Source organism: Clostridium senegalense (assembly GCF_018916625.1).
Taxonomy (GTDB): Bacteria; Bacillota; Clostridia; order Clostridiales; family Clostridiaceae; genus Clostridium_J; species Clostridium_J senegalense.
Window position 1 is genome coordinate 819,557 of the sequence record NZ_JAHLNC010000001.1, and the last position, 17,832, is coordinate 837,388.

Annotated in this window: 16 protein-coding genes and 1 other annotated feature; of the genes, 2 read left to right on the forward strand and 14 right to left on the reverse strand. The window is 25.3% G+C overall.

Features of this window, described 5'->3' with window-relative positions; genetic code table 11:
- Nucleotides 1-303 precede the first annotated feature (303 nt).
- Nucleotides 304-474, forward strand: coding sequence for a DUF362 domain-containing protein (locus KQI36_RS03895; RefSeq protein WP_010293161.1), 171 nt, complete (start codon nt 304-306; stop codon nt 472-474).
- A 112-nt stretch (nt 475-586) separates the two neighbouring features.
- On the opposite strand, the gene KQI36_RS03900 is transcribed toward KQI36_RS03895, so the two are convergent.
- The 9 genes from KQI36_RS03900 to KQI36_RS03940 all read right to left on the reverse strand — a co-directional run bounded on the left by KQI36_RS03900 (nt 587) and on the right by KQI36_RS03940 (nt 9,905).
- Entirely contained in the window at nt 587-1,444 is an 858-nt protein-coding gene (locus tag KQI36_RS03900) for a YitT family protein (protein WP_244991463.1), read from the reverse strand.
- Between the two features lie 266 nt (nt 1,445-1,710).
- On the reverse strand, nt 1,711-2,046 hold the full coding sequence (locus KQI36_RS03905) for a hypothetical protein (RefSeq protein ID WP_216449676.1): 336 nt from the start codon (nt 2,044-2,046) through the stop codon (nt 1,711-1,713).
- Between the two features lie 193 nt (nt 2,047-2,239).
- The gene (locus KQI36_RS03910; RefSeq protein WP_216449677.1) at nt 2,240-2,644 is read right to left on the reverse strand and encodes a YtxH domain-containing protein; all 405 of its coding nucleotides are present in this window, start codon (nt 2,642-2,644) and stop codon (nt 2,240-2,242) included.
- Between the two features lie 247 nt (nt 2,645-2,891).
- Nucleotides 2,892-4,055, reverse strand: coding sequence for a class I SAM-dependent methyltransferase (locus KQI36_RS03915; protein WP_216449678.1), 1,164 nt, complete (start codon nt 4,053-4,055; stop codon nt 2,892-2,894).
- A 218-nt stretch (nt 4,056-4,273) separates the two neighbouring features.
- Nucleotides 4,274-5,665: an asparagine--tRNA ligase gene (gene asnS, locus KQI36_RS03920; RefSeq protein ID WP_010293167.1), complete on the reverse strand. Its 1,392-nt coding sequence runs from the start codon at nt 5,663-5,665 to the stop codon at nt 4,274-4,276.
- Nucleotides 5,666-5,788: 123 nt separating this feature from the next.
- Nucleotides 5,789-6,038: a binding site (T-box leader), on the reverse strand.
- A gap of 187 nt (nt 6,039-6,225) precedes the next feature.
- Nucleotides 6,226-7,068: a YjjW family glycine radical enzyme activase gene (locus KQI36_RS03925; protein WP_216449679.1), complete on the reverse strand. Its 843-nt coding sequence runs from the start codon at nt 7,066-7,068 to the stop codon at nt 6,226-6,228.
- Complete coding sequence (locus KQI36_RS03930; protein WP_216449680.1) at nt 7,058-8,560, reverse strand: YjjI family glycine radical enzyme; 1,503 nt, start codon at nt 8,558-8,560, stop codon at nt 7,058-7,060. The genes KQI36_RS03925 and KQI36_RS03930 overlap by 11 nt, the downstream gene beginning before the upstream one ends.
- 334 nt (nt 8,561-8,894) lie before the next feature.
- Nucleotides 8,895-9,572, reverse strand: coding sequence for a DUF8091 domain-containing protein (locus KQI36_RS03935; protein ID WP_216449681.1), 678 nt, complete (start codon nt 9,570-9,572; stop codon nt 8,895-8,897).
- A 75-nt stretch (nt 9,573-9,647) separates the two neighbouring features.
- Entirely contained in the window at nt 9,648-9,905 is a 258-nt protein-coding gene (locus KQI36_RS03940) for a hypothetical protein (protein ID WP_010293172.1), read from the reverse strand.
- 313 nt (nt 9,906-10,218) lie between these two features.
- Here KQI36_RS03940 and KQI36_RS03945 point away from each other — a divergent pair, with 313 nt between their 5' ends.
- The gene (locus KQI36_RS03945) at nt 10,219-10,713 is read left to right on the forward strand and encodes a metallophosphoesterase family protein (RefSeq protein WP_010293174.1); all 495 of its coding nucleotides are present in this window, start codon (nt 10,219-10,221) and stop codon (nt 10,711-10,713) included.
- A gap of 91 nt (nt 10,714-10,804) precedes the next feature.
- On the opposite strand, the gene KQI36_RS03950 is transcribed toward KQI36_RS03945, so the two are convergent.
- The 5 genes from KQI36_RS03950 to KQI36_RS03970 form a co-directional block, all read right to left on the reverse strand.
- Nucleotides 10,805-11,791 carry a biotin--[acetyl-CoA-carboxylase] ligase gene (locus tag KQI36_RS03950; protein ID WP_216449682.1) on the reverse strand — a complete coding sequence of 329 codons (987 nt, stop codon included), beginning with the start codon at nt 11,789-11,791 and terminating at the stop codon, nt 10,805-10,807.
- Between the two features lie 70 nt (nt 11,792-11,861).
- Nucleotides 11,862-12,500 (reverse strand): HDIG domain-containing metalloprotein, encoded by a 639-nt coding sequence (locus tag KQI36_RS03955; protein ID WP_216449683.1) that lies wholly within the window; start codon nt 12,498-12,500, stop codon nt 11,862-11,864.
- Nucleotides 12,501-13,284: 784 nt separating this feature from the next.
- Nucleotides 13,285-14,832 (reverse strand): VanW family protein, encoded by a 1,548-nt coding sequence (locus KQI36_RS03960; RefSeq protein WP_216449684.1) that lies wholly within the window; start codon nt 14,830-14,832, stop codon nt 13,285-13,287.
- A gap of 481 nt (nt 14,833-15,313) precedes the next feature.
- Nucleotides 15,314-16,666, reverse strand: coding sequence for a VanW family protein (locus KQI36_RS03965; RefSeq protein ID WP_216449685.1), 1,353 nt, complete (start codon nt 16,664-16,666; stop codon nt 15,314-15,316).
- Between the two features lie 242 nt (nt 16,667-16,908).
- A complete protein-coding gene (locus tag KQI36_RS03970; protein WP_216449686.1) occupies nt 16,909-17,829 on the reverse strand; it encodes a zf-HC2 domain-containing protein in 921 nt (306 codons plus the stop codon).
- Nucleotides 17,830-17,832: the final 3 nt, after the last annotated feature.

Genomic DNA, 17,832 nt, shown 5'->3' on the forward strand with positions numbered 1-17,832 from the left:
GTTTAAAATTAATATATATTTATATAACTTGAAATTTTTCCATTTGATAAATATATAACTAAAAACTTATAATTAAAATTTTAAAACTTTCTTTTATTTTAACATGAAAAATCCTATAAATTTATCACTTTATAAAAAAATCGAATTATATTTTAAAATTTCCAACAAATAATTGTTATTTGAATACTATTATTATTTAAATGTTATGATTATTTTATTTCAAAATATTTAAATAAACACTTTATTATTAATATAATTTATGGTATTATAATGTTGAATTATTAATAAGGGAGGTTTTTGATTATGGCTTATAAAATTGCTGATACTTGCATAAGCTGTGGAGCTTGTGAAGCTGAATGCCCAGTTAGTGCTATAAGTGCTGGAGATGGTTTATATGTTATAGATGCTAACACTTGTATCGATTGTGGTGCTTGTGCTAACGTTTGTCCAGTTGGAGCTCCAGCTCAAGAATAATTTTAACATATTATAAACTATTTCTTAATAGTTAAAAAGACTGATATATATCAGTCTTTTTTATTGGACAAGCTTTTACATAAAATGCGTTAAACAATTATCTAACAATTTTTTATTTTAAACTTCCAAAGCCTTCTCCTAGTGTTTCATGAACATTATAAATTATTATAAAAGCATTCTCATCTATATCTTTTATATATTTTCTAAGTTTTATAAATTCTTTCTTTTCAACTACTGTAGTTATTACCTCTTTTTTTTCCTTTGTATATGCACCATGTGCCTCATAAACAGTAGCACCTCTACCTAACTCATCCATAATAAATTTCTTTATTTCTTCACCACTGTTACTTACAATTTCAACTTTAGTTATTACATTCAATCCATCTATAATATAATCTACCATGAATCCATTTATAATAACACCAAATAAGGAATACATACCTATCATCGGTCCAAAAGTTGCTATAGCCATTAATGTTACTACAAAATCTGTAATTAATAACCCCTTTCCTATATCTAACTTGAAATATTTATTAAATATTTTTGCTATTATATCAGTACCTCCTGTTGAGGCATCTTGATTAAATATAATTCCCATTCCTATTGCACCAATTACTATTCCAAATATTAAATTTATAAATAAATCATCTACAATTGGACCATTAATATTAAAAATTTTAGTTAATATAGACATTAACATTGGTAACATCAAGCTACAATATATAGATTTAAATCCAAAACTTGCTCCTATAAATATAAAACCTATTATATATAATATAACATCTAATCCTAACATTATAATAGGTACTGCAATTGTAGGTATATAGCTATTAATTATTATTGCTAAACCAGATATTCCACCTGCAGCTAAATTATTTGGTACTAAGAATACTGATAATGCTACAGCTAAAAATACTAATCCTATTGTTATAAAAAAGAATTCTTTAAATGTTTTTTTGTTTAATCCCATATAAAACTCCTCCCCATTTTTATTTTATTTTTAAAAATATTTTTTAAATTATTTTTATATAAAAGTAATTTAATACACTAAATCACTAAAGCGAGAAATTAATATTAATCCTATTTTTCACCTATATTTTTTTAAATTTTTTTAATTTACTATATAATTTAATTATACACTTTCTTTAAAACTAGTACATAGTTTTTTTACGTTTTATTAACATAAAATTAACATAAATCAAAATAAAAAATCATGAGAAAAATCTCATGATTTTTTTATTTTATAAATACATCTCTCACTATAGCAACTATATCTTTTACTATTCTTAAATATTCAGAAACACTATCCTTTGTTTCAATTACATCTGCAGTAACAGTTGTAACTACCTCACTTACATCTTTAAAATTATCAGTTATTGTTACAATATTTTCTGTGGCTTCTGGTAAATTACTTATAGTTTTTTCTAAATTCTTTTCATTTTTTTCTATAACATTATTTAAATTTTGCAGGAATTTTATAGCTTTACTTAAGAAAATTATTACAAAAATTAAAGCTGTTCCTCCTAAAATACTTAATATTATAAAAAATAAATTTTCTATAGAAATATACAATTAAATCACCTAATTTCTATTATTTATTTTTTTAATCCTCTATAGGTTTCCAAGTTGACTCTTAGAATTATTCATTTCAAAACTTGGATATCTAAAATAGTGAAACACGCTTCGAATCACTTAGAATTCAACACTAAATTTTGTAAAAAATATTTTAAGATTGCTGAATAAATTTAAATGGGAGCTTGTTTCCCTATATATCTGATTCACAAATTTTATCTTTACAAGCTTCTTCTTCACAAATATTTTCTTCACAATTTTCATTTTCACAGTCTATATCTTCATACTTCTCTATTTTCTCAACATAAAAATTGGGTTTTTTCTTTTCCTCTAAATAAGCATTAATTTTTTCTTTTGCTTCTGAAACATTGTCCTTTATTTTAATTGAATTACCTCTTAAAGTTTCATTAGCACTTTTCGCTTTATCTTTAATTTGCTTTCTAGTTTCTTTTCCTGGTTTAGGTGCAAATAAAATTCCACCTACTACACCTATAGCAGATCCAATTAATGCAGTAGTAGCCGCTATTCCTCTTTGTTTTCTTTTGGCCTTTTTTTTCTCTTCTTTTTTTCTCTTTTGCATCTTAGATATCATCCCCATTTTCAATCTCCTCCCTTTGCCACTTGCTTAATTCTACATTTAAATATACTTCATATTACTAATTAAAAGGAATATAAATAATAAGTACTTTAAAATATGTATTATTTATATTTTATCACAAGTGAATATTTTTAGGAATATTTTGCTAATATATTTACTTTTAACTTATTCATTAAAATTTTATTTTAAGTTAATAAAAATAATATTTCCTAAAATTTCAAAATAATTAAGAAATCTTACATTCAATTTAAATCAAATTATCTTTTTTAAGCAAATTAAGTAAAGTTGGATTGAACTTAAATTCTTTAATTAATGCCTTAACTTCATTTAAAGCTTTTTCTTTTTTATTATTAGTTATATTTGCCTTTGATGCTCTAATTAATATATTTTTAGGTGAATGTGCTATATCAATAAATTCTAGAAGCTGAGTTTTATATCCTGCTGCTTCTAATAGATTAGCTCTAACTGCATCTGTCATAAGTGCAGCAACTCGTTCTTGTATTATCCCATATTTAGTTAATATATTTAAATCTTCACTTTTCATTTGATCATTGAACTCATGTTGACAGCAAGGAACTGAAAAAATCATTTTACTATTCCATTTTATTGCATTATAAAGTGCATAATCTGTTGCAGTATTGCAAGCATGCAATGTAATTACCATATCAACTTTATTATTATATTTAAATCCATTTATATCACCAAGTTCAAAATGTAAATCATCATAACCATACCTTGTTGCTATATCGTTACATTTTTTTATAACATCTTCTTTAAGGTCTAATCCTATCATTTTAACTTTAATTTTTCTAATTTCTACAAGATAATAATATAATACAAATGTTAAATATGATTTACCACACCCAAAATCTAAAACTGTAAGTTCTTCAAAATTATTTTTCTTTATTTCATCATCAATAATCTCTATAAATCTATTTATTTGTTTATACTTATCATACTTAGAATTAATAACCTTACCTTCCTTAGTAAAAACACCTAAATCAATAAGTGGTTCAATAATCATACCCTCTTTAAGTATGTAATTTTTTTCTTTATTATGGCTTTTATTAATAAGCTTTGAGTTATCACTTTTCTTTTTTCCTAAAAATATCTTTCCCTTTTTAGATATTTTCACTTCAAAATTACTTCCTTTAGACCATGCTGACATTTGCTTATAATTAGAATTCATGCATTCTAATAATTTTTCTTTTAGCATATTTTTTTCAATATTTTCATGAAATACTTGTTTATCTGTATACTGCTCTATTTGATAATATTCACCTTTACTATTTTCTTTTAATGTAAAATTTATCTTATTATATTTAACCTCTTTATTGCTCCTATTGCTAATAACTATTTTTATAATTTCTTCATTTAAAATTTCTTCAATTGTATTTCTTAAATCTTCCATATCAACACACCTTATTACTTATTTTTAATTTAACTTACTTATTATAACATAACTTATTTACATTATAATTAAAATATTTTCATACAAAATGTAGTATTGAATTTTAAACTTATTCATTTTAAAATAAAAATTTCAGATTTCCTGTGCAAAATATAGTAAAAAAGCTTCAAAATGAAACTTTAGTTTCACTTCAAAGCTTTTTTATTAATATTTTTATATTAGAATTCAGCTGTTCCTGTAGTTCTTGGGAATGGTATTACGTCTCTAATATTGCTTATTCCTGTTACGTACATTATCATTCTTTCAAATCCTAGTCCAAATCCAGCATGTTTAGTTCCGCCGTATTTTCTTAATTCTAGGTACCACCAGTAATCTTCTTTTTTAAGTCCTAATTCTTCTATTCTAGCTTCTAGTACATCTAATCTTTCTTCCCTTTGGCTTCCTCCAACTATTTCTCCTATTCCTGGTACTAATAAGTCCATAGCTGCAACAGTTTTTTGGTCTTCATTTAATCTCATATAGAATGCTTTTATCTCTTTTGGATAGTCAGTTACAAATAAAGGTTTTTTAAATACTTCTTCTGTTAAGTATCTTTCATGCTCTGTTTGTAAATCTATACCCCATTCTACTGGATATTGGAATTCTTTATCTGCTTTCTTTAGTATGTCAACTGCTTCTGTATAAGTTACTTTTCCAAAATCAGATGTAGCAACGTGTACTAATCTTTCTTTTAATCCTTTATCGATAAAGCTGTTGAAGAATTCTATTTCCTCTGGAGCATTTTCTAATACATAGCTTATTATATATTTAATCATATCTTCTGCAAGTTCCATATCATCTTGTAACTCTGCAAATGCTATTTCAGGCTCTACCATCCAGAATTCAGCAGCATGTCTTGCTGTATTTGAATTTTCAGCTCTAAATGTTGGTCCAAAAGTATAAACATTTCTAAATGCTAATGCATAAGCTTCTGCTGCAAGTTGACCACTAACTGTTAAATTTGTTTCTTTTCCAAAGAAATCTTCTTTATAATCTATTTCTCCACCTTCTGTTTTAGGAATATCGTTTAAATCCATAGTTGTAATTCTAAACATTTCTCCTGCGCCTTCACAGTCACTTCCTGTAATTATTGGAGTATGAGTATAAACAAATCCTCTTTCTTGGAAAAATTTGTGTATAGCAAAAGCTACTAATGAACGTACTCTAAATACAGCTGAGAAAGTATTACTTCTTGGTCTTAAATGAGCTATTGTTCTTAAGAATTCAAAACTATGTCTTTTCTTTTGAAGCGGATAATCGTTATCTGATTCTCCTTCTATCTCTATTTTTTCAGCTTTTAACTCAAAAGGTTGTTTAGCTCCTGGAGTTAAAACTAATTTTCCCTCTACTGTTATTGATGAACTAATGCTTAACTTTGATACTTCTTTAAAATTTTCTAATCCTTCTTCAAATATAACTTGAAGGTTCTTGAAGAAAGTTCCGTCATTGATTTCTATAAAACCAAAGTTTTTAGATGCCCTTAAAGTTCTAATCCATCCACTTATTGAAATCATTTGTTCTGCGTATTTTTCAGATTCTCTGTAAAGTTGTTTTACAAGTATTTTTTCCATATATATATCCTCCTTTAAATTGCGATTAAAAATTTTAACTTATATATCTATTTTTAATCTAATTAACTTTATTTTTTAGTTTTAATATAAATTTAAATATAAAAAAACCTTCCATCCTCTAATAAAAGGGACGAAAGGTTATGATTCCGCGGTACCACCCAAATTGTCATAAAATGACCAACTTATCATCAGTACAGATATTAATCGATACTGTTCAATCTATAACGGTTTGACTCCGTCTAAGCCTACTTTCATAACAATTTCGGTTAGAAACTCTGAGATGTTCTTCTATATAAGTTTCATATTGGTCTCTCACCACCACCAATTCGCTAAGATTACCTCTTATATATACTCTTCTCTTCATAGTTTTTATTTATTTGCTTTATTTATATATGATTTTATATTGACACAATTGAAATGTCAAGTGGAAAATCTTTTATTTTAAATTTATTTTTTCTATTTTGACATAATATTATGCACTATTTTTTAATTATTATTGTCAAACTCATGTATTTTTATATATTTTAAAATTTAATTCTATTTAAATTCAAAAATTATTTTTACACAATTAGAACATTTTTAACTCCATTTTTCAATGCTATTTCTTTTAATTTATTCATATAGTCTTGACTAGGTGTATATGCTTTTAAAAGTTCTTCTCTTACCCCTAAACTACGAAATTTTATTAATTTATAAATTATATTGTTATCTATTTTTGATATAAGTTTACTTCCCATATCTATAGTGTATTCATTATCTAATAGTTCTGGAACTACTACTGTTCTTATTTCATAGACTTTATCTTTTTTCGCAAGTTCTTCTATATTTTTTAAAACCATTTCATTTCCAAGGCCTACAAGTTCTTTGTTTTCTTTCGAATTAAAGGCTTTTAAATCTATCATAGTTTTATCTGTTACTTCTAACAACTGTTGATTTTCATATAATCTTGTTGATCCATTTGTATCTATGAATGTAGTTAAACCCATTTTTTTAACCACTTTAAATAACTCTAAAAGAAATTCACTTTGAAGAGTACATTCTCCACCGGATACTGTTATTCCTGATATAAAAAATTTAACTTTTTCTATTTCTTTAACAATATCATCTACAGTCATTTCCAAAACTTTTGGACTACTATTTCTATCGCAAGCAGCTATACAACAATCGCAATTCTTACACTTAGCCCTGTTATAATTAACTTTATCATCAACCATGGTAAGTGCACCATAGTTACAACTTTCAATACACTTACCACAGTTTATACATAAATTTATAGTTTCTGGATTGTGACAATACAAACAATTGTAATTACACCCTTGTAAAAATATTGCCATTCTATTTCCTTCTCCATCTACAGAACTAAATGGAATTATTTTATTTACTAAAGCTTTACTATTCTTCATTTTTCCTTAATCTTCTCTCTAATATCTTAGCATTTTTAGCTGCTCCATATCCTAAAACAACTGTATCATTTAGAACTTGCTCATTTTTTTCTAATTTTTCTATATCAGATCTTTTTACAAGATATCCAGTTATTCTTATTACATCACAATCAGCACAGTATACTGAAATATATCTTAAATTTAACTTAAATGCTCCTCTAACAATATCAACTATAGCTTTAGGATTTCTCTTAGCTGTTTCATCAAATTTAAATATATCACCTATTCCTGATGGAAAATACTTATGGTAAGGAGCACTTTGAATCAGGTGCTCATGTATTGGAGGTTCTTCTCCTATTGGAATTCTACAACCTGGAGCTACTCCTTTGTCACTATCAAGCCCTACTTGAGCATGTAATACATACTTTCCATCTGTTGCTTTGCAATGCTCATTTGTATGTAAGTTTACTACTTGTTGCATTTTCTCTATAATTTCTATTCCTAAATCATTAGCTTCTTTTGAATATCCAAATCTATCTTCTTGCTTTTCTGAGCCTACAAAATAGTTTACAGCATCTGCAAGTCCAACCATTCCGAACATTGCAGTAAAGTTATCTTTATTTAAAAATCCTTCTTTTACTAAGAAATTAGATTCAAAAAATCCACTTTCCTCCACAATAAAGTTCACTCTAACATCCATAAGCTCTAACATAGATTGAATTGATTTTGGTAATAGTTCGTTCATAAATTCATCTATATTTTTTGCCTTTGGTGCAAGCTTTGCAAGATTTAACCTTACTAAAGTATAACTTCCTCCACCAATATTTAGTCCATTATAACAACTTGCTATTGCGTAATTTCCTAAATCATTAGTGAACATTTCATGATTAGCAAAGCTTGGTTTTGCACAACTAAGTGCAGTATTCACAGCTTCCACCATAAGTTCATCCGGTGTATTTTCAGCAACTTTCAATGTTATATTAGGTGTGGAATTTTGCAGTTCTCTTTCTGCTTTTAAAATTAACCTTCCTGCTTTAGTATCCATAGGTCCGATATTTGCATGACAGAAAGAATCTGTTATTGTTCTATCAATGTGCATTAAAAATAATTTTATTGCATTGTATGCTTCCTCTTCATCCTTAACAAAAGGCTCTAAAAGTGTATCTAGATTTCCAACATAAACTGGGAATGTAGTTACTGATGGAACATGTTTATAAAGCATTAATAAACTGTGAGTTGCTTCCCATATATTTGTTGGTGGATTTATACCTAAAAACTTGCTACCTTCTCTCATAAATTTCTCATAATCTGGAACTATATATCTAGGTCTGTATGGTGCATTACCTTCCCATAAGTCACAAATTACACCTTCATCCATGTAATTTTTTATATCGTCATTAATATCTAATATATTAATACTATTTTCAGCTAACTTTGCTAAAGATATAACTTTCATTTGATAAGTTAATGTATTATTTTTAATAATTGAAAGTACTTCTTTTTCCATATCCATACTTAATCACTCCATATCACATTCAAAATTTTAGTTTAATGCATCTTCAAAAATAATAAATTAGTATTATTTTTATATTTAGTTATTCTTTAAACTAAGTATAAATTCTTTTTTGACACTTTTCAATAATTTTTATTAATTAGTACATTTTATTAATTAGTCTATAAGATAATTCACTATTTTAAATATTTTATACATTTAAATACATTTTTGTTAAAATGCACATCATTAATACATCTTAAAGCTTCCTGTGTAGTATAATTTCATTTTTGTGATACACTATTTTCTTCATTATACTACAAATATCGAGTTTTTTAAACAACTGTTTATAATATTAAAATTTGTTTATTTTGTATAAAATTTCTCTACCTATCTTCTCAGTTCCATCTAAAATACCTGCTTTTTTAAGTGTATATGTAATTTTTCTAGCAATGCCTATGGAAATATTTAATTCACTAGCTAATTGTTTATTAGTAAAACTCATACTTTTTTTAGATAAAAATCTCAAATAATCATAGGGTTCATTTAAATTTATAGTTTGAAAAATTCCAACTAAGTTATTATCTAATTTAGATACACCTTTCCTTCTCCAAGATCCTTTTCCATCATCAATTCTAAGTTCTTCTTTTGATATAAGTAATATTTGTATTGTTAAATTCTTTTCATTAATGAACTCTGGAGCAGAAACTAGTTCATCAAAGATATTCTCTACCTGACCCTTTTTAGGTGATTTTCTACTCCTTATAATTTCCCCTTTTTTATTTAAAGTTATTATAATATTTTCAACTGCTATAGGATGTACCAGTACTACTTTATTCTCAGTACAAAGTTTTTTTATTTTCTCTTTTATATTATAAAAATTTTTACTTTGAATTTCATATACGATATTTTCTTTTACTACATCAACAATATAACCTAAGCATGTAACTTCCATTTCCCCAGTACCTTCAGAATACATTTCCTTTAGCTGCCTATGTATTGTTTTTTCTTTCATCTGTCCAATTGTTTTCATTTTACCCCATCCTAAAAAATAAATTTTAATTCTTTATACAACAAAAATACTACAAATTTTTTCTATTTGTAGCATTTAATTTTTCTTCTTGCTATATAAAGTTGTCAATAATGCTATAGACGCTATAATATTTATAATAGGTATTAATACATATATAGATATAATGAAATCAATAAAATTATTTGAATCATCATCTTCATTATTTTCACTATTTAGCATCATATCGAACATTTTTGATTGAAATTGTTCATTATTATTAAGTGCATAAAATATAAGCATTATTGTTAACATACTAAATATAACAGTAACTAAATAAAAGTTAAGTATTAGCATTTTATAATCCTCCATTAGAGTATACTAATATTTTATAATTTAAAATAAACATACTATATACCCTAAGAATAAGTTAATATATTCCAATATACACAACCTATATATACTAGTATATAATAACATATATTATGTAAAAAAACATCTTCATCACCTTTTATTACATTATATGTAAAGTAACATATAATAGTATACTTTAATAAGATAAAATTAATAGATTTATTTTGTAAAATCTACAAGTTGATATACATCTAATGAATAAATTTTAATTTATGATTACTTCACTATACACACTATAATAAGGTGGTGATATAAATTGAGAGTAGCAGTAATATCTGATACTCATGTTAGGAAACATTTGAGTAAAATAGAAAATTTAATAGAATCAAAATTAAAAGATGTTGATTTAATAATCCATGCCGGTGATTTTACTAATGCTAAAACTCTTCCTTATATAAAAAAGTATTTTAATGTTATTGCAGTTTACGGCAATAATGATAAAGAAGAAACAAGACAAATATTAAATGAAAAAGAAATTATTACCTTAGAAAATTACAAAATAGGTATTTATCACGGTCATGGAGATAGTAAAACAACCTTAGATAATGTATCTGCAATTTTTGAAAATGAAAATTTAGATATAATTATTTTTGGTCATAGCCATAAACCTTTCATTACAACAAAAGACAAAACCTTAATTATAAATCCTGGTTCTCCTTCTAGTAAAAGGAAGGAAAGATTTTATTCATATATAATTTTAGATTTACTTCCTTCTGGAATAGAGGTTAATTTAAAACTTTTCTCTGAATAAAATAAAAGTGGGCGTCTAAAATAATATTAATATTTTTAGAATTCGCCCTTTTTATTTTATATAATTTTCTTTAAATTATTATAAAATATTTTTAAACATATCCATATAAACCTCTAACACTAACTTCTCCTGAAAGAACTTTTCCAACAGTACCATCATCATACTTAACAATTAATTCTCCATCATCTTCTATATCTATTACTTTAGCTGCAACTTCTTTTCCATAAGAAATTATTTTCACTTCTTTTCCAATTAAAATTGAATTCTTCTTACATATGTTTATTACATTTTCTAAGGTTCCATATTCTTTAAAAGCATCATAAAAATTCTCAAAGTGATTTAATAAACTACAAAGTAATTGCTTTCTACATATTTCTTTTTTGCATTCTATTTTTAATGATGTGGCAATTTTATTTAATTCATTTTCAAGTTCATTTTCTTCTGTGTTTACATTTATACCTATTCCCATAACAATATAATTAAGTTTTTCCATTTCTCCACTCATCTCTGTTAATATTCCACAGACTTTTTTATTATTTAATATTATATCATTAGGCCACTTTATTTCACTTTTTATTCCAAACTCTTCTAATGCACTATGTACTGCCGCTGCACCAATAAGTGTAATTCTTGGTGCCATCATAGTTGGTATATCTGGCTTTAATATAATGCTAACCCAGATTCCTTTTCCTTTTGGTGAATACCATACCCTGCCAAGTCTACCTCGTCCTAAACTTTGTTCTTCACTAATAACAATAGTTCCTTCCTCAAACCCATCTGTAGCTAATTCTTTTGCTTTTTTATTTGTAGAATCTATTTTAGAATAATACACATATGTTTTCCCTATATATTTTGTATTTAAACGTGGTAAAATTTCATCTTTAGTAAGTAAGTCTGGAACATCTATTAGCTTATACCCTTTTTTAGAAACAGAATCTATTTCATATCCTTCTGCTTTTAAGGAATTTATATGTTTCCAAATAGCTGCTCTAGTTATTCCCAATTCCTTACTTAACATCTCTCCTGATAAAAACTTGTCTGGATTTTCTTTTAAAGCTTTTAATATTTTTTCTTTCACACAATAACGCCCTTTCCATTTTTTTCTCAAAACACTATTAAATATTAATTTTTAAATGGGTTATATTAAACTACTCATTTTTATTATTTTTTATTTTATTGCTCTTTTCTAAGAATATTTTAACATTTTTATATTCTTTTTCAATTGCTTCTTCACTTATAAATCCTCGCCCTAACCTATCACTAAGACCTAATAGCGCCAATTCATCTAAATCAACATTATTGATCATTCCTTTTTCATCTTTAAATGGCATATCTTTAACTATAAATAATATATGCATATGATATCTAATCAAATTTTTTACTGTATTTATGAATTTTTCATCATTTATAAATGATCTTAAAAATTCTTCTGCCATTTTAGCCCCAACTATATCATGTTCATAAGCAGTATATCTTCCTTTTCTTAATACCGTTGTAGGTTTTTTACCTATATCATGAAGTAATGCTGACCACATAAAAGCTCTTATATTTTTACTTTTTTCTTTTAAAACAGCAGCTTTATCTATAACTAGCATAGTATGATTCCATACAGTGCCTTCCGGATGATGTTCTTTAGATTGAGGGACATTTTTTAAATCACTAATCATATTAAAAGGATATTTCTTGGGAAATTCATCATTATCAATTAACTCATTAAAGTAAATAGATGGTTTTTCCATAGAAAGTAATACTTTTTCAAATTCAGCAAAAATTCTTTTTAAACTCATAAAATTACCTTCTTCCTTTATAAATATATATTTTACATTGTAGTTAAAATATTGTATTATAGTTAATAATTTAATTTAACTTATTAATTATTTCTAAAAATTTCTAAATATATATATACCTATTTTTTTATTATGTGCATAAACTATAATTGAATTAAAATTGACTTTTATTTTATCATATATAGAAATAAGCACCAATTTAAATTTCATTAATATTGAGGTGATATCTATTGCGTAACATTATATTATTTATAAATAATATATTATTAATTTTATTTATTTTTGATTTATTTTTAAGAATAACTTTTTCCACAAGGAAAATATTTTTACCTTCCCATAAAAAAATAACAAAACTTAAAACAGAATCCTTGATTTTATTATGTTATTTTTTATCAATATCGTTAATTTTTATTAATAGTTTAGAAGCTTTAATAATAGGAATTACCATTCTTATAATGCTTAAAATACTTGAACTTAATAAAGAAAACACTATTTTTTTAAAGAAAATAGCTTTACTTCTATGTATAGGTGGAAGCATAGTAACTTTAATAATTTCAACAATATCTATCTTTCAATATGGAATATATTCTTTAAGACAAAGTCTCTTAGTAGTATTTAATATAGCCTCATCTTTCACAAAAGGTATTATAGATATTTTTGTTGCTTTCATAATAATATTCTTTTTTATAAATATTATTAGCAATATCAAACATTAATATATATTATTAAAATTAAAAGAGCCTCCTTATAACTGGACGCTCTTTTAATTTAATCTATATCACTATTAATTTGGTTTTGATTCATTAGGTTTTGATTCTTCTGGTTTAGAATCATCTGGCTTTGAATCTTGTGGCTTAGATTCTTCCTTTTTAGTTTCATCCTTTTTCGGTTCGTCTTTTTTAGTTTCGTCTTTTTTGGTTTCAGCCTTTCCTGTACCTCTTCTAATTATCGTAGGTAATGGCTGATATGTGTCAGTATTTATTAACTCTGTATTTATCAATACTCCATTCTCATATGTTAATCTATAGGCCTTAACTTTATGTCCAATAGATCCATTTTGTGTTACTTCTTCTTTGCCTGCTGCCAATGTAGAATCATCTTTATATTCTGTAGTTGTTGGTATAGTTCCATATTCTTCACTAGTAAATTCATAACTTTTAGATGTTTTTACAGCTGAGTTAGAGTACATATTAAAAGTAACTGTTCCTCCACCGGCAACACCTTCTATATATATTGGATACTTTGTAGAATTAGTAAATATATAATCCACTCCACCATAAGATATAGTTGCATCTAATCCTAAAGGGACATAAGATACTGGCAAATTATGATTTAATCTAGAATCTGGTAAAATACCCATTCTCAAAACTGCATTATGTAGAGTACTTGAAACTTGGCATATTCCTCCACCATATCCAGTCTCTAATTTATCACCAACTATTTCTATTCCAGACATATATCCTTTATCCGGTGTAGTATCTCCTACTATTGTATTAAAACTAAATTTTTCTCCAGGCATTAATAATGTTCCATTTACAGTACTAGCACCTAGTTCAATATTTACACTTTTATTATAATTTGAAGGATCATAGTTTGTACTATAAGTTGATATTAAAGTATCTATTTTAGCCAACTCATCTTTAGTAATAGTAGGCTTGTCCTCTACCATTTTACCTTCCATAACAACTTCCTTTTCAGAAGCACTAGATTTAGTCATTTTATTAATTATTTCTGCCTTTAAGTTTTCCGTATCTAACTTAGATCCTACTTGTTCTGGTGTTATGTTAAAATTACCGCCATAACCTGATATAGTAGCTTCTTTCTTAGGTTTATTAAGTTCATTTGCAATAGCATTTATTTTTTCATCTATTGGTTTTACATCATAAGTAAATTTGATTTCATGGTCTTTAACTTCTCCATTTTTTATCATCTTGAATTTTTCAAATGTAGAATTATTTTTACCTTCTTTTAGAACATCATCCACTGTTTTTTCGTAGTCAAACTTTAAAGATAAATCTTTATAATTTATATCATAGTTTTTTCCACCTGCTTTTACTACGATCTTCTTCTTTTCCATATTAGCTTTATAATTTTGGTCTATAATTTTTACAGCTTCTTCTTTTGTTTTTCCTGAAAGGTCGATACCTTGTATCCTCATACCTGGATATATAGCATTTTCATATTTAGAAACTGTACTTTTAACGTATGCAGTTCCACCACCTATAGCAATAACTACTACTAATGCAGAAATTGCCATTCCAATTTTTAGTTTTTTATTATTTTTTAATTTTTGAAGTTTTGATTTTTTATCTTTTTTTAAGTCCTCGCCCATATAATAAAATTCCTTTCATATTTTTTAAAAAACTTAAAGTATTATAGTGAAACAAGCCAAAACTTTAATTTATTTGTTGAATTTTAATATTTGTTATCATTTTAAAGTTAGCTTTATTAAAGAACTATAATCTTATCATAACCCTTTTAGAAATTAAAACCTTTCAAGTATAATTTAATCATGATTTTAAATTTCTATAACAACTATTAAATAAATTTATCATAATTTCATCTATAAGTATACCATATAGATATCACTTTTCCAGTGTCATAATTATTACAAATTTAACTGATTTTAAATAATTTTATAAATTATCTTCGATTTTCTTATTTAAATTTATATTTAAATAAAAAACAAAACTTTTGAAAATATTTGTCAAAAGTTTTATCTTATGTAGATTTAAACTCTATAAACTTAATACAACTTTTTAATTTATATGTAGGCTTAAATTTCACTTTTCTTATCTATATAACTTTTAGAGCTACTCATGCTTTAGAATAACTTTATTAACAGGTTTATAATAATCATCATATAAAAGTTTAGATTCTATTAATTTACTATTTTCATATACATTTCTATAAGTTTTTACTTTATAACCTATACTACCTGGATTTTTAATTTTCATATCACCAATAGCAATTGTATTATCAACTATATACTCTGTTTCTATTGGCTTTTCCCAATAAACTTCTTGTAAAAACTCATAATTTCTACTCTTTAAAGAATTATTAGAATATATATTAAAAACCACTTCATTATTCTCTATGTAACTTTGTATATATAAAGGATATCCTAATGTATTAGAAAATTTATAATCTATATAATCATAAGCTATTGTTGCATCCATACCTAAATTTGTGTATCTTACAGGCATATCATGATTTTTTCGTTCTATAGGTATTATTCCAGAATTTAATATAGCATTATGAAGTGTTGTAGATACTTGGCATATTCCTCCACCGATTCCATCTTCAAGTTTTCCATCTATTATTATCTTTGATGGTACATATCCTTTTGCTGCAGTAGTATCTCCAATTAGTTCATTAAAACTATATGTACTTCCATTCATTATCAATATACCATTATTACTATTAGTACAAAGTTCTATATTTTTAAATCTGCCGTCATCACCTGGAGATATTTTGGTTCTTGCACTTGCTATAAGCTTATCTATATCTTTTAAATTCTCTGTAGTTATATTCGGAGTTTTTTCTGTAACTTTAATATTATACTTTGTATTTAAATTTCTATTAGATATTATCAATGATTCTATATCCATTAAAATTTTATCTTTATCTATTTCTTCTTTATTTTTATGTGGAGTTATTATAAATTTTCCATCAGTCAAAGCAATTTTTGCATCTACACTTTCTTTATTTAATTTTTGTTCTAGTTTATTTAATATATCTATGACTATATTTTTATCATGAGTAAAACTTAAACTTAAGTTTAATTCTTGTGGCTTTTTTATAAGCTTATATTTTTCATAAATATTTTTATCTTTTCCATAATTAAATGCCTTATCTACAACTTTATCAATATCATAATTAGCTTTTATATCTTTGTAAGGAATAGTAATTTTTTCCCCTTTAAAGTCCATAATTATACCACTTTTTTCTAAAGGAGTTTCAAATTTGGCATTTAATAATTTTTTTGCATCATCTTTAGTGAGTCCACCTACATTATATCCTTGAATTTTTACATTAGGATATATTATAGATTCATATTTATCTGTGTTAGATTTAACATAAATATAATATGATATAAATGTTATTAAAAGAAATATTATAATTCCTAATATCCCCACATATACATTTCTTTTATTATTTTTCATTAATAATTCACCTCACTAAAAATATTTTATTAATCTAATATAAATATTTTTAGTATATCTACTTATAATATACAGTGAAAAATTTTCCCAATAGAATAAGTTATAAATAACCATTAATTTATTTATAATATTTAATTTTAAAACAATGATTTCAAGCATCTCTAATTCTAAAAATAGAAAAGCATCATTCTTTTGAATAATGCTTTTTATTTTATAATCAATTAATATTCTTTACCTAAAACTTATTTATTTGGATTAATTTCAATTTGCCCCTTCCATGAACCTACAACTTTTCCTATTTTATTAACATTTATATCCAAATTCACAGGATATTCTAAAGGATTAAAACCAACAAATGTTACAGTTCCTTCTGTTTTCTCTCCAAGCTCACGAATACCTATTTCTAGCTTATCTCCATCTTTAAACAATTCGAAAGGTGAACGACCTTCTTCACTTTGTAAAAATGTAAGTGTTGAGAATGTACCCTCTTTTTTATCTAAATAATATTCAGGATCATCTACTTGTTTTCCATCTTTAATACCATCATATTTTAAATCTAAGCCTTTAGTATCATACTCAACAGGAATAAGATTCCCATCTTTATCCTCTATTCTATAATTAATAGATACTCTAGATTCTGAAACATATAAATCTGTTAAATGAATAGTAATATCCTTATCTATAATCTTTTTATCTAAAGTTTGAAACTGACCATTTTTAGTTCCATCTACAACTGTTCCATCTTCCCTAACTAGTGTTTCATTAACAATAGAATCTTCTAGCACATAAGTTGAAAATAAACTCTGTACTCCTTTTGCTGCCATAGGTAAAGCCATTATCATTAATGCTGCCATTGTAACTGTAGTAATTTTTTTTAAATTTCTCTTGTTCATATTTATAAACACTCCTCTAATTTTACTAATTATGTTTTGATTATTTAAATTATCTTCTAATTTATTCCATGCTTTTTCAACATCAATTGTTTCTCTTTGTATATCCTGATTTCTTAGTTCAATTTCCCATTCATTAATTTCTAGTAGTTTATTAAATTCGATCTGACAAACCTTACAACTATCTAAATGCTTAGATACTTTTGTCATCATTTCTGATGAAAGTTCTCCATCAATATATGATTGTAATATTCCTAAATCATAACACTTCATATT

Excerpts from the sequence above, each read along its gene's own strand:
- KQI36_RS03955 (WP_216449683.1), bottom strand. The coding sequence starts at position 12,500 with ATGAGTTTAAAAAGAATTTTTGCTGAATTTGAAAAAGTATTACTTTCT.
- KQI36_RS03970 (WP_216449686.1), bottom strand. The coding sequence starts at position 17,829 with ATGAAGTGTTATGATTTAGGAATATTACAATCATATATTGATGGAGAA.
- KQI36_RS03960 (WP_216449684.1), bottom strand. The coding sequence starts at position 14,832 with ATGGGCGAGGACTTAAAAAAAGATAAAAAATCAAAACTTCAAAAATTA.
- KQI36_RS03915 (WP_216449678.1), bottom strand. The coding sequence starts at position 4,055 with ATGGAAGATTTAAGAAATACAATTGAAGAAATTTTAAATGAAGAAATT.
- asnS (WP_010293167.1), bottom strand. The coding sequence starts at position 5,665 with ATGGAAAAAATACTTGTAAAACAACTTTACAGAGAATCTGAAAAATAC.
- KQI36_RS03965 (WP_216449685.1), bottom strand. The coding sequence starts at position 16,666 with ATGAAAAATAATAAAAGAAATGTATATGTGGGGATATTAGGAATTATA.
- KQI36_RS03910 (WP_216449677.1), bottom strand. The coding sequence starts at position 2,644 with ATGGGGATGATATCTAAGATGCAAAAGAGAAAAAAAGAAGAGAAAAAA.
- KQI36_RS03930 (WP_216449680.1), bottom strand. The coding sequence starts at position 8,560 with ATGGATATGGAAAAAGAAGTACTTTCAATTATTAAAAATAATACATTA.
- KQI36_RS03925 (WP_216449679.1), bottom strand. The coding sequence starts at position 7,068 with ATGAAGAATAGTAAAGCTTTAGTAAATAAAATAATTCCATTTAGTTCT.
- KQI36_RS03940 (WP_010293172.1), bottom strand. The coding sequence starts at position 9,905 with ATGCTAATACTTAACTTTTATTTAGTTACTGTTATATTTAGTATGTTA.
- KQI36_RS03895 (WP_010293161.1), top strand. The coding sequence starts at position 304 with ATGGCTTATAAAATTGCTGATACTTGCATAAGCTGTGGAGCTTGTGAA.
- KQI36_RS03900 (WP_244991463.1), bottom strand. The coding sequence starts at position 1,444 with ATGGGATTAAACAAAAAAACATTTAAAGAATTCTTTTTTATAACAATA.
- KQI36_RS03935 (WP_216449681.1), bottom strand. The coding sequence starts at position 9,572 with ATGAAAACAATTGGACAGATGAAAGAAAAAACAATACATAGGCAGCTA.